This window comes from Streptomyces sp. SID3343 (genome assembly GCF_009865215.1).
Taxonomy (GTDB): Bacteria; Actinomycetota; Actinomycetes; order Streptomycetales; family Streptomycetaceae; genus Embleya.
In genome coordinates this window covers 19,061-40,352 of the sequence record NZ_WWJX01001603.1, presented here as the reverse complement: position 1 = coordinate 40,352, position 21,292 = coordinate 19,061, and the positions used below count along the sequence as shown (strand labels likewise).

General features: G+C 69.5%; 22 protein-coding genes. 15 read left to right on the top strand and 7 right to left on the bottom strand.

Going from position 1 to position 21,292, the window contains the following annotated elements; translation table 11 throughout:
- The first annotated feature begins 151 nt into the window (after positions 1 to 151).
- Entirely contained in the window at positions 152 to 751 is a 600-nt protein-coding gene (locus GT354_RS51315) for an HAD-IA family hydrolase (RefSeq protein WP_161365248.1), read from the top strand.
- Here the strand turns inward: GT354_RS51315 and GT354_RS51310 are convergent.
- On the bottom strand, positions 737 to 2,029 hold the full coding sequence (locus tag GT354_RS51310; RefSeq protein ID WP_161365246.1) for a helix-turn-helix transcriptional regulator: 1,293 nt from the start codon (positions 2,027 to 2,029) through the stop codon (positions 737 to 739). The two genes, GT354_RS51315 and GT354_RS51310, sit on opposite strands and share 15 nt — an antisense overlap.
- A gap of 97 nt (positions 2,030 to 2,126) precedes the next feature.
- Between GT354_RS51310 and GT354_RS51305 the strand changes: the two genes are divergently transcribed.
- From GT354_RS51305 to GT354_RS51280, 6 genes are all read left to right on the top strand, one after another.
- Positions 2,127 to 2,273, top strand: coding sequence for a hypothetical protein (locus GT354_RS51305; protein WP_161365244.1), 147 nt, complete (start codon positions 2,127 to 2,129; stop codon positions 2,271 to 2,273).
- Positions 2,270 to 2,452 (top strand): FxLD family lanthipeptide, encoded by a 183-nt coding sequence (locus tag GT354_RS51300; RefSeq protein ID WP_161365242.1) that lies wholly within the window; start codon positions 2,270 to 2,272, stop codon positions 2,450 to 2,452. The genes GT354_RS51305 and GT354_RS51300 overlap by 4 nt, the downstream gene beginning before the upstream one ends.
- Positions 2,453 to 2,635: 183 nt before the next feature.
- Positions 2,636 to 4,570: a lantibiotic dehydratase family protein gene (locus GT354_RS51295; RefSeq protein ID WP_346012542.1), complete on the top strand. Its 1,935-nt coding sequence runs from the start codon at positions 2,636 to 2,638 to the stop codon at positions 4,568 to 4,570.
- A gap of 2 nt (positions 4,571 to 4,572) precedes the next feature.
- Positions 4,573 to 5,637, top strand: a complete 1,065-nt coding sequence (locus tag GT354_RS51290; protein ID WP_237536264.1) for a lanthionine synthetase C family protein — start codon at positions 4,573 to 4,575, stop codon at positions 5,635 to 5,637.
- A 48-nt stretch (positions 5,638 to 5,685) separates the two neighbouring features.
- Positions 5,686 to 7,737, top strand: a complete 2,052-nt coding sequence (fxlM, locus tag GT354_RS51285) for a methyltransferase, FxLD system (protein WP_161365238.1) — start codon at positions 5,686 to 5,688, stop codon at positions 7,735 to 7,737.
- A gap of 4 nt (positions 7,738 to 7,741) precedes the next feature.
- Complete coding sequence (locus GT354_RS51280) at positions 7,742 to 8,824, top strand: hypothetical protein (RefSeq protein WP_161365237.1); 1,083 nt, start codon at positions 7,742 to 7,744, stop codon at positions 8,822 to 8,824.
- A 345-nt stretch (positions 8,825 to 9,169) separates the two neighbouring features.
- Here GT354_RS51280 and GT354_RS51275 read toward each other — a convergent pair whose 3' ends face one another.
- Both GT354_RS51275 and GT354_RS51270 read right to left on the bottom strand, forming a co-directional pair.
- The gene (locus GT354_RS51275; RefSeq protein ID WP_161365235.1) at positions 9,170 to 9,373 is read right to left on the bottom strand and encodes a DUF397 domain-containing protein; all 204 of its coding nucleotides are present in this window, start codon (positions 9,371 to 9,373) and stop codon (positions 9,170 to 9,172) included.
- Positions 9,370 to 10,230 carry a helix-turn-helix transcriptional regulator gene (locus GT354_RS51270; protein WP_161365233.1) on the bottom strand — a complete coding sequence of 287 codons (861 nt, stop codon included), beginning with the start codon at positions 10,228 to 10,230 and terminating at the stop codon, positions 9,370 to 9,372. The genes GT354_RS51275 and GT354_RS51270 overlap by 4 nt, the downstream gene beginning before the upstream one ends.
- A gap of 254 nt (positions 10,231 to 10,484) precedes the next feature.
- On the opposite strand from GT354_RS51270, the gene GT354_RS51265 reads away from it, so the two are divergent.
- Together GT354_RS51265 and GT354_RS51260 are read left to right on the top strand one after the other, a co-directional pair.
- On the top strand, positions 10,485 to 11,009 hold the full coding sequence (locus GT354_RS51265; RefSeq protein WP_161365230.1) for an ATP-binding protein: 525 nt from the start codon (positions 10,485 to 10,487) through the stop codon (positions 11,007 to 11,009).
- Positions 11,006 to 11,347, top strand: a complete 342-nt coding sequence (locus GT354_RS51260) for a hypothetical protein (protein WP_161365228.1) — start codon at positions 11,006 to 11,008, stop codon at positions 11,345 to 11,347. Before GT354_RS51265 ends, GT354_RS51260 begins: the two co-directional genes overlap by 4 nt.
- Positions 11,348 to 11,472: 125 nt before the next feature.
- On the opposite strand, the gene GT354_RS51255 is transcribed toward GT354_RS51260, so the two are convergent.
- Complete coding sequence (locus GT354_RS51255) at positions 11,473 to 12,204, bottom strand: acyltransferase (protein ID WP_161365225.1); 732 nt, start codon at positions 12,202 to 12,204, stop codon at positions 11,473 to 11,475.
- Between the two features lie 160 nt (positions 12,205 to 12,364).
- Here GT354_RS51255 and GT354_RS51250 point away from each other — a divergent pair, with 160 nt between their 5' ends.
- Both GT354_RS51250 and GT354_RS53195 read left to right on the top strand, forming a co-directional pair.
- Entirely contained in the window at positions 12,365 to 13,408 is a 1,044-nt protein-coding gene (locus GT354_RS51250; RefSeq protein ID WP_161365223.1) for an alcohol dehydrogenase catalytic domain-containing protein, read from the top strand.
- A gap of 120 nt (positions 13,409 to 13,528) precedes the next feature.
- Positions 13,529 to 14,314: a YidB family protein gene (locus GT354_RS53195; RefSeq protein ID WP_202513217.1), complete on the top strand. Its 786-nt coding sequence runs from the start codon at positions 13,529 to 13,531 to the stop codon at positions 14,312 to 14,314.
- Here the strand turns inward: GT354_RS53195 and GT354_RS51240 are convergent.
- Together GT354_RS51240 and GT354_RS51235 are read right to left on the bottom strand one after the other, a co-directional pair.
- Positions 14,292 to 15,593: a cytochrome P450 gene (locus GT354_RS51240; protein WP_161365279.1), complete on the bottom strand. Its 1,302-nt coding sequence runs from the start codon at positions 15,591 to 15,593 to the stop codon at positions 14,292 to 14,294. The genes GT354_RS53195 and GT354_RS51240 overlap by 23 nt on opposite strands.
- A gap of 128 nt (positions 15,594 to 15,721) precedes the next feature.
- Complete coding sequence (locus GT354_RS51235) at positions 15,722 to 16,483, bottom strand: SDR family NAD(P)-dependent oxidoreductase (RefSeq protein ID WP_346012541.1); 762 nt, start codon at positions 16,481 to 16,483, stop codon at positions 15,722 to 15,724.
- 396 nt (positions 16,484 to 16,879) lie between these two features.
- On the opposite strand from GT354_RS51235, the gene GT354_RS51230 reads away from it, so the two are divergent.
- The 3 genes from GT354_RS51230 (at position 16,880) to GT354_RS51220 (ending at position 19,711) form a co-directional block, all read left to right on the top strand.
- Positions 16,880 to 17,329, top strand: coding sequence for a MarR family transcriptional regulator (locus GT354_RS51230; protein WP_346012540.1), 450 nt, complete (start codon positions 16,880 to 16,882; stop codon positions 17,327 to 17,329).
- A 182-nt stretch (positions 17,330 to 17,511) separates the two neighbouring features.
- The gene (locus tag GT354_RS51225; protein ID WP_161365221.1) at positions 17,512 to 19,044 is read left to right on the top strand and encodes a putative PEP-binding protein; all 1,533 of its coding nucleotides are present in this window, start codon (positions 17,512 to 17,514) and stop codon (positions 19,042 to 19,044) included.
- 88 nt (positions 19,045 to 19,132) lie between these two features.
- Positions 19,133 to 19,711 carry a pyridoxamine 5'-phosphate oxidase family protein gene (locus GT354_RS51220; RefSeq protein ID WP_161365219.1) on the top strand — a complete coding sequence of 193 codons (579 nt, stop codon included), beginning with the start codon at positions 19,133 to 19,135 and terminating at the stop codon, positions 19,709 to 19,711.
- 6 nt (positions 19,712 to 19,717) lie between these two features.
- On the opposite strand, the gene GT354_RS51215 is transcribed toward GT354_RS51220, so the two are convergent.
- Complete coding sequence (locus GT354_RS51215; RefSeq protein ID WP_161365217.1) at positions 19,718 to 20,068, bottom strand: helix-turn-helix transcriptional regulator; 351 nt, start codon at positions 20,066 to 20,068, stop codon at positions 19,718 to 19,720.
- Positions 20,069 to 20,251: 183 nt separating this feature from the next.
- Between GT354_RS51215 and GT354_RS51210 the strand changes: the two genes are divergently transcribed.
- A complete protein-coding gene (locus GT354_RS51210) occupies positions 20,252 to 21,238 on the top strand; it encodes a zinc-binding dehydrogenase (protein WP_161365215.1) in 987 nt (328 codons plus the stop codon).
- Positions 21,239 to 21,292: the final 54 nt, after the last annotated feature.

Here is a 21,292-nt window from a genome sequence, read left to right as displayed (position 1 = left end):
GCGGGGGCCTCAAGCGCCGGCCGGGCTGAATGGGGTTCGAGCCGGAAGTTGTCGCGGGCCGAGGGATACGTACGCACAGGCAGTGCTGCAATGTACCCACGGATCGTAGTCTTCGAGGATGGCGACATCTTCGGGGTCCACATACGACGGCATGATCTTCGACTTCTTCGGGGTCCTGACCTTCAACATGGTCGAGGTGATCTCGTGCTTCGAGGACCGGGAGAAGATCACGCGGGGGACTTTCCTTCGTGCCTGGGCCGACCCGCGGGGGCAGGAACTCTTCCGACAACTCGAACTCGGTGCGATCACCCAGATCGACTGGAACGAAGGGTTCGCCGCCCTGATCGACGTTGCTCCCGACAACCTGATCGCCCGCTATCTCCACGATGCCTTCCCTGCCCACCAGGTGCTCAAGGTGGCGCAACAGGCGCGGAATGCCGGGATCAAGACCGCGGTGTTGTCGAACAGCCTCGGGCGGGAACCGTACGATCCTTACGCGGGGTTCGATCTGCACAACACCTTCGACGAGGTCGTTTTCTCCGCGGAGCACGGAGTGCGCAAGCCCGATCCCGCCATCTTTCGCCTGGTGCTCGACAAGCTCGGCGTGTCGGCTGAGCGGTGTCTGTTCGTCGATGACAGCGAGGAGAATCTCGCTGCCGCTTACAGGCTCGGCATCACGCCGCTGCTGGCGTTGGACGAGAAGGTCGTGACTGCCCGTTTGCGTGGAGTACTTGGTCTACCCGACCTCTAGGAACTCGCGTACGGCCGTGTGTGATGTATGTGTCGCCAACTGTTCGCGAAGGCCCTTCAGCTCGGAGGCCGAGCGAGCGGAGTCCACCGAGCCGAGGCATCGGGAGGCATGGCGCGCGTTGGCGACCGCCGCGTCCAGGTCGTGCATGGCCAGGTGCGCCTCGGCGGCGCGGGCCAGGTAGATCGCGTTGCTTCGCGGATATTCGACGTCACCGGGATACGACGCTTGCATGGCGGCCTCGAAGCGGCGTACCGCCTCGGCAGGGTCGCCGAGTTGCAGGGCGGACGAGCCGGCGATCATTTCGATCTCGCCGTAGTCCACCCAGTAGAGGGTCTGCGGGTCGTAGTCGTGCCTCCCCTTGTCCAGCGCCGCCCGGGCGATGCCTAGTTGGTGAGCGCACTCCTTCTTCGCGCCGGTCTTCGACAGGGCGCGGGCGATGCGGGCAGCCAACATGGCGTGCATGCGTGGGGTCGCCTTCCGCCTCACCTGTTCCTGCGCTGCCTCCAGAAGCGATACCGCCCTACCCGCCTGCCCCGGAGTGGAGTAGCACTGGATCGCGGCGAACGACAGTGCGTAGGCGCCGCTGATCGGATCTCGTGCCTCGGCGGAGGCTCGGAGGGAGCCGTCGAAAAAGCGCTGGGCAATACCGGGCCTGCCCTGGTCGAAGGCGCTCCACGCCACCTGCCGAGCCGCTTCGGACGCCGTCGAATGCAGGCGGCCCACCGTTGCCTCGTCGTAGCGACCCGACGTGATCAGCCTCACGATCAAGGACAGTTCATCACGCGCCAGTTGACACACCTCGCCGCTGCCGAGTTCGTCATCGAGATGCCTGAGGTGATCCAGACGGGCGTTCACATGGGTCAACAGGGCCGGACCGTCCGGGAGGGGCACGGGCGTCCTGGCCGTCCGGATCCGCTCCAGGGCTTTGGACCAACTGCTTGCCGAGACGGAGAGTGCGGCCCCCGCCGAGAGGAAACCTCTGCGATCCACGCTGCTTCCGTTCAGCAACTCGGCGAGAACCGTCAGGCCCCCCGGCTGGTCCCACGGCACGTTCTTGTCGATCGTCGAACCGGTCTCGTGCAGCGCCGCAGCGAAGGTGCCGCCGGTGCGCAGAACTCTGTCGTAGGCGGTCGCGACGGCGACGGTCACCGACCGGTTGCCGTTCTCCACGTTGCGCAGGTACGCCTCGCCGAACCCTGCCTCGCGCGCGAGCCTCGCCCAGACCATGCCGGATGCCTTGCGCGCCTTCCGCATTTCGTCGCGGAGCTGATCGGGCATCAGGGACAGCCTCCCTCGCATGGGATCGGTGCTGGATCGGGCCATGCCATTGTCCTTCACCCGGTTGCGGTGTGTGCTCGACTCGGGACATAAAGCGATGACCTTTGCCCATCTGCCGGCTGCGCCCCGGGCGCTGCGGAAGTCGGAGCCCGGCCACGCCAGGCCGTGCGGTCGCACCAAGCAGCGCCTGGCCGCGCGTCCCCGTCAGGGTCTCTTCGACAAGGATCAGGAGTACAACACATGAGCACGCAGACCATCGCGTCGAGCGTCGAGCCGCCCCAGGGCGATGTCGCCGACGTCGACGACCCGTTCCGGCTCGACATCACCATCATCGAGAACACGCCGGCGACCGAGACGGTGCTGATGTGCAGCACGGGTGACAACTGCGGGAGTTCCTGCCCCAGCGCCTGCACCACCTCCTAGCCCAGGTCCGCCCAAGGGTGTGGGCCGGACGGACGGTCCTGTTCGGCCCACGCTCCTCTTCTCCTCGGAACGGTGTAGGTGATGACGCGCTTACGACACAGTTGGTACCGGGGTTCCGGCGAAGGGATGCTGCGCGCCGCGGTGAACCTCACAGGGCCGGACATGCCACCTTGGCCGGGGCCCGTGGCTCCTCTCGAACACTGGAGTTCGTGGCTGAGCGCGGTGTGGGCCGACGACGCGTTTCGACAGGCTGTGTCCGGCGCCAGTCCCGACCTGGCGCGGCAGGTCCAAGCGATCATTCGCGGGCGATCGACGGAGGTACGCCGGGCGCGCCGGGCGGCGCTTGCCACCGCCCGATACGCGATCAGGTACACGCAACGTCCCACCCCGTTCGGTCTGTTCGCGGGCGTCGCACCGGTGGAGTTCGGCGACGTGGCACAGGCCCGCTTCGGAGACCGCCACCAGGCAGTTGCTCGGCCGGATCCCGTGGCGCTCGACGCGGCGATCAGCGAGTGGGAGGGGGACGTCGAGCGGATGGCCGACGTCGAGGTCTGCGTCAACAATCTGGCCAGTCGACGGAAAGGCCGCGTATACGTTCCGTCCGAGGGCGCATCCGAGTTCTCACTCGCGCTGACGCCTGCGGTCGCGTTGGTGCTCGACGCGGCCCGGTCACCGATCCGGTACTCGGCCCTGACGGACAAGCTCGCCGCCGAATTCCCGGAGGCGGACGAGCGCCGCCGGGTTCGGCTGCCGGCCCAACTGTTGCGGTTGCGGCTGCTGCGTTCATCGCTGCGCGCCCCCGCCACCGTCGTTGATCCAACCGACTCCCTGCCACCCGACCTGCGCGAGGGTATGCGCAACTGCACAGGAGCGCCGGATCTGTGGCTGGACGCCTCGGTCCGGCTGCCGGCGGCGGTGGAAGTGGAGGCGGAGACCGCCGCGACCGTCCTGACCAGGCTCGCCATGTATCCAACCGGGACCTGGGCATGGCGGCGCTATACCGATCAGTTCGCCGACCGCTTCGGCGAGGACGTCGAGGTGCCGTTGGACCTGGTGACGGATCCCGACAAGGGACTGGGATTCCCCGAGGGGTTCGGCCGACTTTCCGAGCCGCCACGCCCGATGACGGGCCGGGACCGCCTGCTTCTGGAACTGGCCGGCACTACGGCCGTCGAAGGCGGCAGATCGGTTGTGCTCTCCGGCGCAATGATCGAGCAGTTGGAGGCTGCAGCGGGTAACCCGACCGTCGGCCCGCCCCACCTCGAACTGTGCGTGCAGGTCCAGGCTGCCTCGACCCGGGCTCTGGATTGCGGGGACTTCCGCCTTCGGGTGGCCACCGTTTCCCGCGCGTCCGGATCGATGACGGGCCGGTTCTGGCACCTGTTCCCGCCGAGCGCCTCGACGTGCACCGACGTGCCCACGGTCGAATTCGGTGCGGAGGTGGCCCAGTTGTCCTTCCACGCCGGCCGCGTCCCAGCCGACCTGCTCACCCGCGCCCCGCAAATGCTGCCCCGGGTGGTCAGCGTCGGAGAGTTTCGCCGCCGAGGGGACGGCGTGTTGTTCCCGTCCGATCTGACCGTCGGCCTCCACGACGGCCGCCTCTATCTGGCCGAGGCCGCCACCGGGACACACTTGGAGTTGCTCGCACCGACCGCGATCAACTTCGTGTGGAACAACTACACCCCACCCTTGGCCCGGTTCCTGGCCGAGATCAGCCGCGCCGGGACCCCGCAGGTGACGTGGTTCGACTGGGGCGCGGCATGGGCCCTCCCGTTCACCCCCGCACTTCACTACCGGCGTTCGATCCTTGCGCCTGCCCGATGGAAGTTGCCGGCCCGGACGTTGCCCGGCCGCACCACAACGTTGGACGAGTGGGCCGCGAAACTGCATGCCTGGATGGGCCGGTTCGGCGTCCCCGACCATGTGCTCTTGGCCCAGGACGATCGACAACTGCCGCTCGACCTGTGCCAGAACATGCACCTGGACCTGCTGCGCACCCACCTTGCCGCCGCCCCGACCGGCGTCGCGGTCCTGCACGACGCGCCGCCGCCGGATGCCGACGGCTGGATCGGTGGTCGTGCCCACAGCGTCGTCATCTCCCTGCGGGCACGCCGATGAAGATGACGGCAACCCCGTCCGGGACGCAGGACTTGTCCGAGGGCGCACTCGGGGTGGCGCTCCTGCATCTCGAACGCGGTGACCTCGGGTGCGCGCGAAGCAGTTTGGCGCAGGGGGTCACGGGAGGTGTCAGCGCCGGAGGCAACGCGTCGTTGTTCCATGGCGCCCCGGCGCTGGAGTTCGTGCTCGGGTGTGCCGGGCGCGCCGACCGCGACGTACGGGACGCCGTCGACTGCGTCGTGGCGACCCGACTGGCTGCGGCACACCGACGGCAGGCTTGCGGGTCGCTGCCGGATCTCTCGGAGTTCGACCTCATCCGCGGCTTGAGCGGGCTGGGCGCGCTGCTGCTGACCCGCGAAGGTGCCTCGCTGCTGCTGGAGGTGCTGACCTACCTGGTATCCCTGTCACAACCGGTCTGCATCGAGGGCCGGAAACTGCCGGGCTGGTGGTCGAAGACCGGGCCCGCTGGCGAGGACATGCACGGTGGACACGGCAACAACGGTGTCGCACACGGCATCGCCGGCCCGTTGGCTGTGCTGTCCCTCGCCGCCCGACATGGCATCCACGTGCCGGGACAGCATGACGCCATCATGGTGTTCACGCGTTGGCTGGACAGGTACGGCCAGTCCTACTGGATCACTCGCGACCAGTTGTCCGCCGACCAGCCGCCCGCAGCGCAGGTTGCACGCCCGTCTTGGTGTTACGGGGAGCCCGGCATCGCCCGTACCCGGCAACTGGCCGCAATCGCCTTGGGTGACCCGGCCCGCCGACGCGCCGCGGAGGACACTTTCGTACGCGCCTTGGGCGACCGGGACCGCCTGGGCCGCACCTCCGACGCCTCGCTGTGTCACGGATGGTCCGGCCTGCTGACCGTCGCCCGCGCCGTCGCCGAGGACAGTCCCGATCCGGCCCGGTTCGCGCCACTGATCGAAGACCTGGAAAAGCGCCTGAGCGCCGACTTCGACCGGTTGTCCAAGCCCGGCTTCATGGAAGGCCGCGCGGGTGCTCTCCTGGCACTCGACGGCATGAACACCACCGGCTGGACCCGCGCATTGCTCATTTCCTGACCACCCCTCATCCGCCCGAAGCCTCACGACCGAGGAGTACCCACGACCATGGACGTCGACGACGAGGACCTTCCGATTACCACCGAGAAGCACTGGTGGCACGCCACCGTGTTCTTCCCCGATGGCGGGGTGAGCGCCGAGGCCGCCCGGACACTGTCGTACGCACTGGGCGACCGGCGGTTTCACTTCCTGCATAAGGACGGGGGGCTGAGACTGCGCACCGAACACTCCGCAACTCGCTTGCTGGAGACGCTCGTCGCCGAGCGGGTGGTCGGCGACTGGGCCGGCGGCGTCTACGAGCCGGAGGTCGAGGCGTTCGGCGGCCCCGATGGCATCGACATCGCGCACGACGTGTTCTGCGCGGACAGTCGCGCCGCCCTGGCCGAAACCGGCAGCCCCGGAGCGAGGGAACGCTCCGTCCTGTTGCTGTCCGCCATGAACCGAGCGGCCGGCCTGGACCCGTTCGAGGTCGGGGACGTCTGGGCCAGAATCGGCGTCCTACGGCCGCCCGTCACCGCGCCCGCCGGCGCCTCGCGCGAGCGGGCCATAACGGCCATGAGGCGCCTGATGAATGCCGACGCCGCCCGGCGGCCGGACGCCCAGCCCGGCTGGGTCGAGCGCGTCACCGCATTCGAGGACGCAGGCGGCCGGCTGGCCCGTCTGGCCGCCGACGGGCAGCTGACGCGGGGCCTGCGTGCGGTACTCGCCCACCATGCGATCTTCACCCTCAATCGTGCCGGAGTACCCGTCCACGAGCAGGCTGCGACGGCTTGGCTGGGCCGGCAAGTCGCCTTCGCCGACAGGGATGAATCCGACGTGTCCACCCGCCGGCACACCGCCCCGGCCCCTAGCTTCACTCGGATGGAGAGCACCCTGCCCCCCGCAACCGACCCCGCCGAGCTGCGCGAAGCGCTCGTGAATCGCCTCGTCGACAGCGGCCACCTGCGCACGTCTGCCGTCGTCAGTGCGTTCCGGGACACCGAGCGGCACCGGTTTCTTCCCGGCGTCGACCTGCGGGCCGCGTACGTCGACGACGCGGTCCCGATCAAGCATGACGAGAGCGGCGAGATGATCTCCTGCATCTCCGCCCCCTCGATCGTCGCCACCCAGATCCAGCAACTCGGTGCAGAGCCCGGCCACAAGGTCTTGGAAGCCGGAGCCGCCACCGGCTACAACGCCCGCCTGCTCGGCCGACTCGTTGCCCCCGACGGCCACGTGTGGACCGTCGACGTCGACCAGGACCTCGTCGACCGCGCCCGAAACAACCTCGCGCAAGCCGGGGCCTCGAACGTGAGCGTCGTACTGGCCGACGGTGCTGCCGGCCTTCCCGAACACGCTCCCTTCGATCGCATCCAGTTCACCGTCGGCGCCGGCGATGTTCCCGTGCGGATCCTCGACCAGCTCGCACCCGGCGGACGCCTGGTCCTGCCGATGCGCATCCGCGGCAGCATCTCCCGCAGCTTCGCCTTCGAACGCGACGGCCGGACCTGGGAGACCGTCTCGTGCGAGATGGCCACGTTCTTGCCCCTGCGCAAGGGAGTCTGCGACGACGTCTACGCCCTCGTGCCCATGGCCGGCGAAGGAAACGTGCGCCTGGAGACCTTCAGCGAACAGGACGTAGACCGAGAGGCCATCAGCACCGTTCTGGACCAGCCCTTCACCAAGATCTACTCGGGTGTGAAGTTTCGCCAAGGCGACCCCTGGGAGTGGCTCTACCTCTACCTGGCGTCGGTACTGCCCAACGGTTTGTCCCGTATGCCCGGTTCCCGTCCCGGCTTCACCCCGCATTTCGGATGGGGCTCCATGGCCGCGCTCGACGGCGACACCCTGGCCTACCTGACCGTGCGCGAAGGCGAGGACGAGCAGGGCCGGTTCTGGGAGATCGGCGTCATCGGACACGGCCCATGCGCCGCCGCGCTCGCCGACCACGTCGCAGGTGAGATCGGCGAGTGGGACCGTGGCTGGGGCAATACCGCACCCGAACCCGGCTTCCGCATGGCCGTCGGCGACTCCCGCGACCAACTGACTTTCGCCGAACCGCGCTTCGTCATCGACAAGACCCACAGCCGCCTCGTCGTCGACTGGCCACGCAGGAGCTGAGCCGATGATCCCCGCAGTGGCCGGCCGTATCCCGCTGGTGCGCCGACCCAAGGCAACCGGGTTGCCCCTGGCCGAGCGCATTACCGAACTCACCGCGCTCGTCGTCCCGCCCGCCGATGCGAGCCACCACACCCTGGTGGCCCGCGCGAGCGGGGTCCTCAACTACGCGGCGCTGATCGCCTCCGATGTCGGGATGCCCGACCTGGCTGCTCACTTGTGCTGGAGACAGCACCGTGTCTTCGCCGCAGCCGGAGGCCTCACCGGGGACATCGCCGTGATGGCACTCATGCCCGTGGTGAACATTGCCCGACTGCTGATCCGCGAGGGCGACGGCGAAGGCGCCTACGAGGTCCTCGGTCGGCTGTACCGCGCCGCCCAACGGCGCGATACAGCCGAGATTCGCGGCCACGAGGTCGATCTGTCGGTGTTGACCGGTACGGACACGGACCACCGGAAGATCTGCGAGGAACTGTGGGTGACCGTCCTCATCGACGGTGCCAGGGCCTTGGCGCGGATCGGCCGCTGGACCGAGGCTGCCAAGGCCATGGCCGCGCACCGCGGCGTCGGCAACCGACTGCTCGACGGCCGCCAGATCATGATCATGTCGTTGCTGGAACGTGGCCTCGACCGTCAGGCCCACGCCATGATCGACTCCACCGTCCCTGCGGAACCGTGGGAGAACACCATCGCGGCCCTCCTGCGTGCCTGCTGTCGGCCCCGGCAGGAAGAACTGGATCTTGCACTGCGGCAGGCGCTCGCCGTGATCGCCCCGCCGGAACCGGCGACGGCGGCGTTCCAGGCCCGAGTCGGGCTGACCGCACTCGATCTGAGCCCCGACCAGTCGAACCTCGACGCAACCTTCGTGCGGGACGCTGTCGTCGACGTGGCCGCCCTCGATGCCTACGCCGCTCGCGACGTCTTGAATCACCACCCGACACGCGCCTACCTGACCAGTGAACAGACTCGGATACTCGACGCCGTGCTCACGGCGTCAGGGCTCGACGCCGGGAATCTCTCCGCGGCCCACACGCAAGCCCTCACCATGGCCGTGACCAAGGCCGAAGGCGCGCTTCGCAGGCTTCTGTGACCCGCGCGGTGGCCGACCCTTTGCACGACACCGCCGACGATCCGGACTTCGTATCACCATTCGACACTGGAGCGAACGCCCAGCCTCGTACGAGGCGTTCCCGACCGGGTACGGCAGGCCGCTTACCCCAGGCCGAGGGGCGGGAAAGCCTGGTCGGGCACCCGGGACGCTGCGCACCTGGCGTCTCCAAGCCGTGCTTGGTCGACTACGTCGAATGGACCGAGGACGTTGTAGCCGGCGCCGCCGCGAACCGTTCTGGGCACCCAGAGCTGCCCAGAACGGTGAACCACGCCCCGGCTGTGTGGGGGCGGCTGCGGACGACCCCCTTTTCGGAGAGGCGAGTGGTTAGGACAGGGTCAGGGCTTCGGTCATGGCCGAGAAGGTTGTGAACGAGAACGTAAGGATGTCGTTCGTGGGGCGCTTGGAGTCTCGGACGCCCATGGTCGCCCCAAGCTTGGCGACGTCGATGCAGTCCGAACCCTGGCCCGAGGCATCGGCTTTGGTCCACACGGCGGTCGGGTGTTTCGGGTGTGGAACAGGACTGATCATGTCGTGTACTCCATCGTCAATGCACGGAGAAAGCGCCGGGTATCGGCCGGTGCGAGGGACAGCTTGTCGATGCTCGTGAAGGTGCTGACGAAGGCCGCGACCTCATCGGGTTTCCTGAAGTAACTGTTGCCCGATGGGTTGTCGGAATAGATCACGTCCGTGGCATCGTCCTCGGGGAACTCCAGCCAGATGAAACTGCCGATCTGGCCCCGGTGCGCGCCGGCACCGAACGGGATCACCTTGATGGTGACCGTCGGCCGGCGATCCATCTCGATGAGATGCTCGATCTGTTCGCGCATGACGGCCCGGCTACCGACTTCGCGCCGCAGTGCGGCTTCGTCGATGATCGCGATCAACCGCGGTGGACTTTCCCGAGAGAGTAAGTCCTGTCGCCGCATACGCAGTCGGACCCTCCGCGCCTTGACGTCCTCGGAGTCGTCGGGGCAATGGGCGTCGAAGATGGCACGGGCGTAGGACTCGGTCTGGAGCATGCCGAAAACAATCGTGCTGCTGACGGTCCTGAGGGTTTTGGCGGAACTCTCACTGTTGAAGAGCTGACCGAGTCCGACCGGGACCACGGCGGCCTCGTCCTCCCACCAGTCCGGTTTCTTGGCTTCCTCCATGAGGGCCAGTGCGTGGGTGATCGTCTCCTCACTTGCACCGTAGGCCCGCAGGAGGGCTTCGATCTCGATGCGTTTGAGTGCGGACTTGCCGGTCTCGATTCGGCTGATCTTGGGCACCGAGCCGTCGATCACAGCCGCAGCCTGCTTTGCCGTCACGTTCGCCTGCTCGCGCAAGAACCGCATGCGCCGCCCGAGTGCCAGACGAAGCCGGGTCGGCTCCGGTGTGTTCGCCACGCAGTCTCCTCGTCGTCGCCCGGCGGGCCGTTGACGTCATCTTGCCGTATCTCCGCAGGCCGAATGCCGCAACAGCGACACCCGGGCTTGATGGATCCGTGGGATTGCAATCCCATCTAGTGAAATTTTAGAGACGTCTATTGCGGAGGGCTTGTTTGCTCCTACTCTGATGTCACCTTCAAGCCACGGACAGTGATCATGGCGAGAGAGGTGCTTCACGCGATGGCAAGACCCCTGCCGCAAGGGAGTTCGGCATGACGTCACTTCCAGCCCCCCACCTGCATCTGTGTCGGCAATCTGTCGTCACCGCGACCGCCCGCGCCCACATCTCCGACGTGTGCGTCGCCTTGGGCGTAGATAGCACCAACAAGAGCCATGCCGATTGGCTGGATGACGTGCTTGTGGCGGCATCCGAACTCGTCACCAACGCCTTGACACACACCACCGGCGAGATCGCCATGCACTGGTGGATCGAGGGACGGATGCTGACACTCGCCGTAGTGGATACGCACTTCGTGGAACTGGTGTGGGTGCGCGGCGAGGGAGCCGTCCCCGTAGACAACGAGAACGGGCGAGGCTTGGGGATCGTCGCCGGCCTCGCGGACACCCTGACCTACGGTCCGATGGGCGCGGACGGCCGCGACGGCAAGTGGGTGGCCGCCGGATTCACTCTCCCCGACACCCTTCTCAGGTCGCAAAACCGCCGTCGGGCGGAGCGGAACCGACCGGTTTGGGGCCGCAAACGGCAAACCTCGGCGCATAAAGGCAGCAGCTCGTGAAGATGTTCTTCGAAGCGGACCCGAGCCCGCGACGGACGTTCACTGCCTATCCCCGACGCGCGGCAGGCGCCGTGGTCGTCGTGCGGTGGGTGTGGCTCGCTGATGGCCGATGGCGGTTCAGAGATCGGCTGGAACTCGGTACCCGAGCCGTCGTCCGAGCCCTCGCGTGTTGCGAGCAAACGCAGGTACACGACGCTGCGCTCGCCGTCTTCGAAGCGGCGTTCGCTCTCCCGGGGCTCGGCCCGAAAGCATTGGAGGCGGTGGTCAGTGCCGAACTGGGACAGGATCACGCTCGGTTCGCCCTGATCGCCATCGAAGATAAACGCATCGCTGGGTGACCTCGGCAGTGCCGTCAGACGTCGCCCTCCCCTTCCCTCGGCAAAGCTTGATGTCTCGTTTCGTCCAGTGCCGGGACGGGCCGTGTCGCCCCTGCGTTCTGGGGTGGCCGATCGAGCGCCGGGGTCTACTCGCCCTTGCCGGCTTCGTGTTCGGTGAGTAGGGCTACCAGTTCGTCGTGGGTTATGCCGTCCGGTAGGGGGGTGGGGGTGTGGCGTAGTGGTGGGTCCCAGCCGGTGGGGGTGTGGCGGCGGATGGGTTTGGCGGGGACGCCTGCCACGACGGTGTGGTCCGGGATGGTGCCGCGGACCACCGAGCCGGCGGCCACCACTACGTTTCGGCCGAGTTTGGCGCCCGGGAGGATGATGGCGCCCGCGCCCAGCCAGCTGCCGGGGCCGATTTCGACCGTGTCGTTGATCGGCCACTGTTTGCCGATCGGCTGGTCCGGGTCGGCGTAGCTGTGGTTTTGGTCGGTGATGTAGATGTACGGGCCGGTCCACACGTCGTCGGCGATCACGATCGACGAGTGCCCGACGATGTGGCTGCCCCGGCCTATCGTGCAGCGGTCCCCGATCGTGACGACCGGTTCGCTGCCCAGGTCGTGCCCGGGGGCCAGGCCCGCCGACAGGGTGACGTGTTCGCCGATGATGCAGCCCGCGCCCACCGTGATCCATTGTTCGCCGAACACCGAGCCGACCGGGAACGCGAGCTTGCTGCGGGGGCCCAGGCTGCGGAAGCGGTACGGGCCCGGCTGCTCGGAGGTGATCGAGGCCGTGCGTTGCAGGGCCCGCCAGCCTCGGTGCGCCGCGCGTGAGAGGGCGTCCCGGGCATGCCCCCGCAGGGCTTCGGACAACGACATGGTGATCACCGTACCGACGCGGTCCGCGCGGTCGGGGACGCGTGGGACGAACGTCACGCGAGGGTTGCGAGGGTTGGATTCCACAGCGTTCTGTAACAGTGTTACGGCGTGCAGCGTCGTCGGTCCCGGCGCCGCTTCCCGGATCGATGTGGAGCCTGACATGCGTGCCGTCGTCATCAACGGAACCCGTGACGTGAGTGTCGAGACGGTCGCGGATCCGGTGCTGTCCGGCCCGGACGGCGCGATCGTCGAGGTCACGGCGAGTGCGCTGTGCGGTTCGGATCTGCACTTCTACGAGGGCGAGTTCCCGGTCAGCGGCCTGCGGCCCGGGCACGAGGTCGTGGGCACGGTGATCGAGACCGGCGCCGAGGTGGGCCGGATCAAGGTGGGCGACCGAGTCCTGGTGTCCCCGGTCCTGGGGTGCGGGCGGTGCGCGGGGTGCGCGGCCGGCAATCCGATCGACTGCACGGGCGGGGGCATGCGGGTCCTGGGCGGTGACGACTCGCTGCCCGGCGGGCACGCGGAGGCGGTCGCGATCCCGGCGGCCGACGCGTGGCTCATGCCGGTCCCGCAGGACATCGGCGTCGACAACGCGGTGTTGCTCACCGACGCGCTGCCGACCGGCTGGACGGCGGCCGTCCGGGCCGACATCACGCCGGGTGCGACGGTCCTGGTGATCGGCCTCGGCCCGGTCGGGCTGTACGCGCTCCAGGCCGCGCAGGTACTCGGGGCCGGCCGGATCCTGGCCGCGGACCGGGTGCCGGCCCGCCTCGCGATGGCCGAGCGGCTCGGCGCCGAGCCGATCGACGGAACCAAGGGCGACATCGTCGAGCAGGTGCTGGCCGCCACCGGCGGGCGCGGCGCGGACGCGGTGATCGAGGCGGTGGGTCAGGACGCGACGCTGACCGCGGCGATCAGCGCGGTGCGCACGTCGCGCACCGTCTCGGTGGTGGGTGTGGACGCCAACTTCGCCTTCCCGATCGCGGTACCGCTGATGATCATCCGCAACGTCACGATGCGGTTCACCACGGCGCCGGTGGCGTCCACGTGGCCGACGTTGATCCCGTTGATCCGCTACGGCCGGCTGAACCCGGTGGACGTGTTCACGCACCGGATGCCGTTGACCGAGGCCGCCGCCGGCTATCGGGCCTTCGCCGACCGCGCCGACGGGTGCCTGAAGGTCCTGTTCGACCCGACGCGCTGAGCGTACGGCCCTCCGTTCTTCCCCCGATGGGCCTACTTCCGACGCGCCCACCGCGATCCGCTGTCCTATTTACCCCACTATGAGAGCCCGACAAGGCGATCTGTGCAGGGAGAAAAAGGTATGAGCGGCGGAACGGGACTTCCCGGTGGGCTGGGTGGCATCCTCGGCGGCCTGCTCGGCGGACGCGGCGGCGGCCAGGGGCCACTGCTCGACGTCGTGCTGGGCTTGCTGAGCAAGCAAGGCGGGACCGGCGGGCTCGGGTCGCTGTTGAAACGGCTCCAGGACGGCGGGCTGGGTGAGCAGACCAGGTCGTGGGTGGACACCGGCCGCAACCAGCCCGTCAGCGGCAAGGAGCTCACCGACGCACTCGGCGAGGACGAGATGATCCGGTTGGCCGGGCAGGCGGGGATGACCAAGGAGGAGACGGCGGCCGCGCTCGCCGCGACACTGCCCCAAGTGGTAGACGCCGTCACTCCCGACGGCGAGGTGCCGCCGCCCGAATCGATCGACGCGCTGATCACGCCGCCGTCCCCGCCTCGCCCACCCCGGCCGCCGGCCCCACCCGCCGTGCCGGGGTCGGCCGAGGCCGAGGCGACCGAGACGGGGGACATCGAGACGACGGACGCCGGGACGACGGACGCCGGGACGACGGACACCGGGACGACGGCCACCGGAACGAGCGGCCCCGGACCCGACGACCGCAAGCCCGAGTCGGACGAGCCCAAGCCGGATCAGCCCAGGACCGGCAAGGGGGGCATCCTCAGGAAGGGCAGGCTCCGGAAGGCGAAAACCCAGGACCCCAAGCCCGGAGTCCCCACCACCGAGGACGCCCCCAAGCCCGAGGACACCCCCAAGCCCGAGGATCCCCCCAAGCCCGACGACGTCAAGCCCGGGGACGGGGCGTGAACTCGCAGTTCATGTGCTTGATGCCGTTGATGAAGCTGGACCGCAGCCGCTGCGGCTCGCCGACCGTCCGGATGTCCGGCAGGCGCTCGAACAACTCCCGGAACAGCAGGGTGATCTCCCGTCGGGCCAGGTGCGCGCCGAGGCAGAAGTGCGGTCCGCGTGCGCCGAATCCCACGTGCGGGTTCGGATCGCGGGTGATGTCGAACCCGAGCGGGTCGGTGAACACCGCCTCGTCCCGGTTCGCCGACCAGTAGAAGAGCAACATCTTGTCGCCCTCGCGCACGGGCTTGCCGTTGAGATCGGTGTCCCGGGTGGCGGTCCGCCGCATCCATACGACCGGTGACGCGAGTCGGACGATCTCTTCGACGGCCGTGGGCGTGTACCGCTCGAAGTTCGAGAGCCACAGCTCGCGTTGGTCCGGATGCTCGGTCACCAACCGGAGTCCGTGCGAGATCGCGTTGCGAGTGGTCTCGTTGCCGGCCGCGAGCAGTAGGACGAAGAAGGACGCCAGCTCGTCGGTGGTCAGACTCTCGCCGTCGACCTCGGCGTTCACCAGGGCCGACGTCACATCGTCGGTGGGGTTGTCGCGACGGAAACCGGCCAGGTCGCGCATGAGTTCGGCGAGTTCGGCGCCTGCGGTGAGCAGCGCCTCGATGTGCCCGCCGCCCTCCTGTTCCACGTACTCCGGGTCGGCGACGCCGAGGATCACGTTGGAGCGGTCGAAGACGAAGCGATGGTCCTTCGTCGGCACGCCCATCATGTCGCAGATGACCTTGAGCGGCAGACGGGCCGCGACGTCGGTGACGAAGTCGCACGCGCCGCGTTCGACCACGTCGTCGACGATCTCCTTGGCGGTCGCGTCGACGTCGCTCTCGAACTTCTTGATCATGCGCGGTGTGAAAGCGCGCGAGACGATCCGTCGCAGCCGTTGGTGGCGGGGATCGTCCATCTCGATGATGGACCCGAAGAATTCGGCGAACTCCGGTGGGAAGTCCGGGATGTGGGTCGCGCCCTGCCCTGAACAGAAGTCCTCGGGGCGGCGGCTCGCCTCGGCCACGTCGGCATGCCGGGTCAACGCCCAGAACCCGGGGCCGGCCGGCAGCGGGCTCTCGGGCTCGGGGTAGTACGGCATCGGCCAGGTGCCGCGCAACCGCGCGAAGCCTTGTTCGCGCTCTTCCAGGGAGCCCGACCAGAAGTCCAGGTCGGCGAGCGGGACATCCGCCGGCCAGGTCCTGGGGTTCGGGTCCGTCGTGCTCGGTCCAGCCGCATCGGCCGTCATTCCGGTCACTCCGATCACGCGTTGTTACTCGCGGGTTCGGAATCAGTGCAGCACAGATGGCAGTGGCTATCCAGAGCAGGCAGGAAAGGGCCGTCGGCGGCAACGCCGGTCAACGCCTTCCGGCGCCGTCAGGAGGTCGACGAGCCGCCGTTGACCTGAAGCGTCTGGCCGGTGATCCACGCCGCCTCGTCGGAGGCCAGGAACACGCACGCCGCGCCCGCGTCCTCCGGCGAGCCGAGCCGGCCCACGGGTATGTGCTTGGCCTGCTCGGCGGTGTGTGCGAGTTCACGGCCGCTGGGGCGCGGGTCCATCAGACCGAGCGCGATCGTGTTCGCGGTGACGCCGTCGCGCGCGGTCTCCATCGCGAGGTGGCGCATGAACGAGATCGCGCCGCCCTTGGCGGCTCCGTACAGCGAGATGCCGAACGACTGGCCGACCACGCCCGCCGCCGAGGCGATCGTGATCACCCGGCCGAACCGACGCACGCACATACCGTCGACGACCGCCTTCGTACAGGCCATCACGCCGAACAGGTTGACGTCGGCGAACCGTTGCCAGTCCTCGGGCACCGTCTCGCGGAACCTGGCCGGTCGAAAGCCCTCGGCGCCGCCGTTGCCCGCGTTGTTGACCAGGATGTCGATCGGGGCGACGGCGCGCTCGAAGGTACGTACGGCCGACGACGCGCCCGGATGGTCCGTCACGTCGAAGACGGACGGATACGCCCGCCCACCGGCGGCCCGGATCTCGGCCGCGGTCGCCTCGGCGCGCTCTCCGTCGAGGTCGTTGACCGCGACGATCGCGCCCTGCGCGGCGAGCAGTCGGGCGATGCCCGCGCCGACCCCCTGCCCTGCCCCGGTGACGAGCGCGGCCCTGCCGTCGAGTGCGAACACGCGGGTCTCCCGGGGGGATCGGAGCATCGACGGCGCGCCGTCGATCTTGACGCGCGCAGCCAACCATCGGGCCCTACACGTGTCAATGCTGGACTCCATCAATAACCTTCGTGGGGTCGGAGGTCGCACCTAGACTGTGGGGCGCCCACCGCCGCCATACGAAACCGTACGGCGTCGCTCCCTTCCTGGAGGACTCGTCCCGTGCCCCCGACATCCGAGTCCTTCGACCTTTCCGCTCCCGAGGAGCCTTCCACTCCTGCGGCGTCAGCAGTTCCCTCCGAGTCGTCCTCTCCCGCCGAGTCGACTGCTCCCTCTCCCGCCGAGCCGTCCTCTCCCGCCGAGTCGTGCGCTCCTTCCGAGTCGTCCGCTCCGGAGCGGCACGAGTCCAGACAACACGTGCAGACCGCGCTGGAGCGGTTGATCCGCCTGCAACAGAGCCGGCGCGTACACGGCGAACTCACCACCGCGTCGCGTGCCCAGGTCTCGCAGCCCGCGGTGGTGTTGCTGACCCGCCTGCAAGCGGGCGGCGGTGGCCTGGCGATCGGCGATCTCGCCAAGCTCGCGCGGATGGACATGTCGTTGGTGAGCCGGGAGTTGCGCAAGCTGGAGGCCGACGAACTGGTCACCCGCACCACCGATGCGCACGACGGTCGGATCACCCGGGTCGGGCTGACCCCGAAGGGCCGCGGCGTCGTGCGCAGGCTACGGCGGGTGCGCGACCGGCACTTGGAGGACGCGCTCTCGGGGTGGACCGACGACGACCTCGCCGCACTGGGCGAGTTGATGGGTCGATTCGTCGACGACCTCGCCGCCGTGGGCTTTCGCGAGGCCGACGAGAGCACCTGACGCCCGCCCCGGGTGGACACCGCCGGCGCGTCCACCACACTGTGACCCGGGACCGGGTGGTTGTGCCGCACTCGGTCGAACTCGCGTGCGGGCGTGTGCGCGTGTTGTCGCTCGGGTGATGGACGAAGGGGACGCGCCGTGGGAGAGCTGCACTGGCCGGGTCACGACCGCGGCCGGGCCGCGTGAACGCGGTGCTGCGCGGCACCGGAGCCGCGCCGGGGTCGGCGGTCGGACGCCTGGTCGTCGCCCACACCGCCGAGGATACGCAGGCGCCCTCCACGCCCGACGCGCCGATCGGCATCGTGGACGCGTTGGACACCGTGGCCCGGCACATGGACGACCTGGCCGAGGCCTTGCGCACGCGCGGACTTGCCGCCGAGGCGGACATCGTGGAGTTCGCCGCGTTCCTCGCCCGCGACCAGCAACTGCGGGGCGCCGCCGCCGAGTACGTCGCGGCCGGGCAGGGCCTGATCGACGCGTTGGCCTCGGCCGTACAGGACTTCGCGGCGATGCTGGCCGGCCTCGACGACGTGGTGCTCGCGGAGCGCGCGGTGGACGTGCGGGACGTGGGCCGGCAGGCCGAGGCGTTGCTGCGCGGCGAGGACCCGACGGGCAACCGGGAGCGGGGCGGTGCGCCGGCGGTGCTGGCGGGGACCGAACTGGCCGCGGTGGACCTGCTGCGCGGCGTGCTGCCGGCCGCGGCGCTGTCCGAACGGGGCGGGCTCACCGGCCACTTGGCGATCGTGGCCCGTTCGCTGGGGATTCCGCTCGTGCTCGGCATCCCGGTGGCGGAGCTCGCGCCTCTCGCGGACGGGCTGATCCTGGTGGACGGCGAGGCGGGCACGGTCGAGCCGAACGCCGGCGCCCGGGTGCGTACGATTCCCTCGCCGCGGCGCTACCCCGGCGGCGGCGCGGGCCAGGCGATCACCCGCGACGGTCGGCGGATCCGGGTCAGGGCCAACGTCGCGACGATCTCCGACGCGCTCGCCGCGGCCGAGGTCGGTTCCGAGGGCGTCGGCCTGCTGCGTACCGAACTCCCGTTCCTGACCGAGGAGTCGGGCTGGCCCGACGAGGACCGACACGTCGCGGTGCTGACCCCGATCCTGTACTCGGTGCCGCCCGGGCCGGTCGTGGTCCGGACCCTGGACTTCACCGGTGACAAGCGACCGCCGTTCCTCAAGGACCGGCACATCACCCTGCCCGGGCCCGACCCCCTCAGCGCGCAGTTGCGCGGCATCATGCGCGCCGCGGCCGACACCGGTGTGCAGGTCGCGGTGTTGCTGCCGATGGTCGACCATCCCCGGCGGATCAAGCACGTGCGCGGATTGCTCGTCCGGGCCGGTGCCGAACTCGGGCTCGTGGCGCCGCCGCTCGGCGCGATGGTCGAGCTGCCGCAGGTGCTCGACAAGGTGGACGACCTCGCCGAGCACGCCGACTTCCTGGCCCTGGGCACCAACGACCTGACCTCGCGACTGCTGGGCCTGGACCGCGACGACCCCCGGTTGACCCCGGCGTCGGCGGCGGAGCCGGTGGTACTGGCCGCGATCGCGCAGACGATCCGGGCGGGCCACGCGCGCGGTCGCGCGGTGTCGCTGTGTGGGGACGCGGCGGCGGACCCGGCCGTGCTGCCGCATCTGGTCCGACTGGGCTGCGACGCGGTGTCGGTGGCGCCCTCGGCGTTGGCCCGGGTACGGGCGGCGGTACGGGCGTGCTGAGGCCCGGCCGGCGGGGGATCGGTCCGCCGATCGAGACGCGCGGGTAATTCGATGGGGCCGGGTCGGCTCGCCTTGGACAATGCGTCGTATGGGAAAAACATACGAACGTTTGGACGATCGCCTGCGGGCCTTCATCGAAGCCCAGCCGGTCTTCTTCGTGGCCAGCGCGCCGCTCGCCGGTGACGGGCACGTCAACGTGTCGCCCAAGGGGCGCGCCGGCACGCTCGCCGTGTTCGACGAGCAGACCGTGGCCTACCTGGACTTCGGCGGGAGCCACGCGGAAACCGTCGCGCACCTGCGGGAGAACGGCCGGATCACACTGATGTGGTGCGCGTTCGAGGGCCCGCCCAAGATCGTGCGGGTGCACGGGGTCGGCGAGCCGGTCTTCCGGGACGACCCGCGCTTCGACGACCTGGTCGCCCGGTTCGGCGACGCGGACGCGCCGGGCCTGCGCGCGGTGGTGGTCGTGCGCGCGAAGCTGATCAGCGACACGTGCGGCTACGCCGTCCCGTTCATGGACTACCGCGAGGAGCGCACGCTGCACGAGACGTTCATGGGGCGCAAGACCGACGAGGAGTTCGTCGAGTACACGAACAACAAGCCCTACAACCAGGAGAGCATCGACGGTCTCCCGGCCGTCCCGCTGCCGCTGCCCGCTCGGGGATAGTCGGCGTCAGTTCTCGGTCCGCGCGCCCGTTCGGCCGTCGTACGCCGCCAGGATCGCGTCGAGCAGACCGGGAAACCGCGCCTGTAGGTCGGCCTCGCGCAACGTGGTCAGCCGACGATTGCCGTCCTCGCGCTGGTGGATGATCCCGGCCTCGCGCAGCACCCGGAAGTGGTGGCTGAGCGTGGAGGCGGCCACGTCGACCGGGAACGTGCCGCATGCCCGCTCGGGATCGGCCCGCAGGGTGCGGGTGATCGTCATCCGGGTCGGATCGGACAGCGCGTGCAGCACGTCGAACACGTCGATGTCGGCGGTCGACACGTGGACGAGGGCTGGGCGGTGTCGGTGGGGGCGGGGCATTCGGTGGCTCTCTTCGGTGCTCGGCGTTCGGTGTGCTTTCGGACCACGTCGGCCACGCTCGACGGCCGTCGGCGCCGCCGAGTCGGGCCGTCCGGGGCGGGGGGCGCGCGGGCGGGGCGTCGCGCGCGCATGCTATTACTTTCGTCGTACGTCGAACATCGTACAATTCAGGGGGAGTCCGAGATGCGTGCTTTGGTGATGATCGAGCCGGGGGATTCGGCGAGGTCGCAGGTCCACGACGTCGAGACACCACACCCGGGACCGGGTGAGATCACCATCGACGTGGCCTACGCCGGGTTGAACTTCATGGACGTCATGGCCCGTCGCGGCGACCCCGGCTACGCGCCGAGCTGGCCGTATCACCCCGGCCTGGAGGTCGCCGGCACCGTGCGCGAGATCGGCGCCGACGTGGTGGGCCTGTCGGTCGGCGACCGGGTCGCGGCCGTGCCGGCGGGCGGCGGTCTCGCCGAGATCGCCACCGCCCGGGCCGGGCTGACCGTGCCGGTGCCGGCCGAGGTGTCCCTGCGCACCGCGGCGGCGGTGCCGCTCGGCCTGGCCACGGCGATGCTGCTGATCGCGGAGGTGGGCCGGTTCACGCCCGGCGACAGCGTCCTGGTGCACTCCGCGAGCGGCGGGATCGGCAGCGCGCTGGCCCAGCTCGTCCCACTGCTCGGCGGCGGCCGACTGATCGGGACCGTGGGCCGCGCCGACAAGGTGGCCGCGGCCGAGAAGGCCGGCTACGACGTGGCGATCCTGCGCGACCACGTGAGCGCCGACGCGATTCGCTCGGCCAACGACGGGCGCGGCGTCGACGTCGTACTGGACCCGCTCGGCACGAGCGCGCTGGCCCTGGACCTCGACGTCGTGGCGACCGGCGCGCGCATCGTGCTGTTCGGCAACGCGTCCGGCGGCGCGCTCGATCCGCTGCCGCCCGCCGGGCGCCTGATCGGCGGCAACATCACGGTGACCGGGTTCAGCCACCGAGGTCTGGTCGCCGGCGCCCCGCACCGGGTCGCGTCGGCCGTACGACGCACCCTCGAACTGCTGGCCGCCGGCGAACTGTCCTTCCCCGTCACCGAGTTGCCCGCGCTCGCCGACGTGCCGGAGGCGCACGACCTGCTGGCCGAGGGGCGCGGCAGCGGCAAGTACGTGGTCCGGGTCCGCCCGTAGGGCGCCTTCGCAAGGGGCCGCCCGTTCGACGACGATGTACGAAGGCACCCCGCA

Excerpts from the sequence above, each read along its gene's own strand:
- GT354_RS51300 (WP_161365242.1), top strand. The coding sequence starts at position 2,270 with ATGAGCACGCAGACCATCGCGTCGAGCGTCGAGCCGCCCCAGGGCGAT.
- GT354_RS51240 (WP_161365279.1), bottom strand. The coding sequence starts at position 15,593 with ATGACGGCCGATGCGGCTGGACCGAGCACGACGGACCCGAACCCCAGG.
- GT354_RS51280 (WP_161365237.1), top strand. The coding sequence starts at position 7,742 with ATGATCCCCGCAGTGGCCGGCCGTATCCCGCTGGTGCGCCGACCCAAG.
- GT354_RS51310 (WP_161365246.1), bottom strand. The coding sequence starts at position 2,029 with ATGCCCGATCAGCTCCGCGACGAAATGCGGAAGGCGCGCAAGGCATCC.
- GT354_RS51305 (WP_161365244.1), top strand. The coding sequence starts at position 2,127 with ATGACCTTTGCCCATCTGCCGGCTGCGCCCCGGGCGCTGCGGAAGTCG.
- GT354_RS51290 (WP_237536264.1), top strand. The coding sequence starts at position 4,573 with ATGACGGCAACCCCGTCCGGGACGCAGGACTTGTCCGAGGGCGCACTC.
- GT354_RS51315 (WP_161365248.1), top strand. The coding sequence starts at position 152 with ATGATCTTCGACTTCTTCGGGGTCCTGACCTTCAACATGGTCGAGGTG.
- GT354_RS51255 (WP_161365225.1), bottom strand. The coding sequence starts at position 12,204 with ATGTCGTTGTCCGAAGCCCTGCGGGGGCATGCCCGGGACGCCCTCTCA.
- GT354_RS51265 (WP_161365230.1), top strand. The coding sequence starts at position 10,485 with ATGACGTCACTTCCAGCCCCCCACCTGCATCTGTGTCGGCAATCTGTC.
- fxlM (WP_161365238.1), top strand. The coding sequence starts at position 5,686 with ATGGACGTCGACGACGAGGACCTTCCGATTACCACCGAGAAGCACTGG.
- GT354_RS51210 (WP_161365215.1), top strand. The coding sequence starts at position 20,252 with ATGCGTGCTTTGGTGATGATCGAGCCGGGGGATTCGGCGAGGTCGCAG.
- GT354_RS51215 (WP_161365217.1), bottom strand. The coding sequence starts at position 20,068 with ATGCCCCGCCCCCACCGACACCGCCCAGCCCTCGTCCACGTGTCGACC.
- GT354_RS51250 (WP_161365223.1), top strand. The coding sequence starts at position 12,365 with ATGCGTGCCGTCGTCATCAACGGAACCCGTGACGTGAGTGTCGAGACG.
- GT354_RS53195 (WP_202513217.1), top strand. The coding sequence starts at position 13,529 with ATGAGCGGCGGAACGGGACTTCCCGGTGGGCTGGGTGGCATCCTCGGC.
- GT354_RS51220 (WP_161365219.1), top strand. The coding sequence starts at position 19,133 with ATGGGAAAAACATACGAACGTTTGGACGATCGCCTGCGGGCCTTCATC.
- GT354_RS51275 (WP_161365235.1), bottom strand. The coding sequence starts at position 9,373 with ATGATCAGTCCTGTTCCACACCCGAAACACCCGACCGCCGTGTGGACC.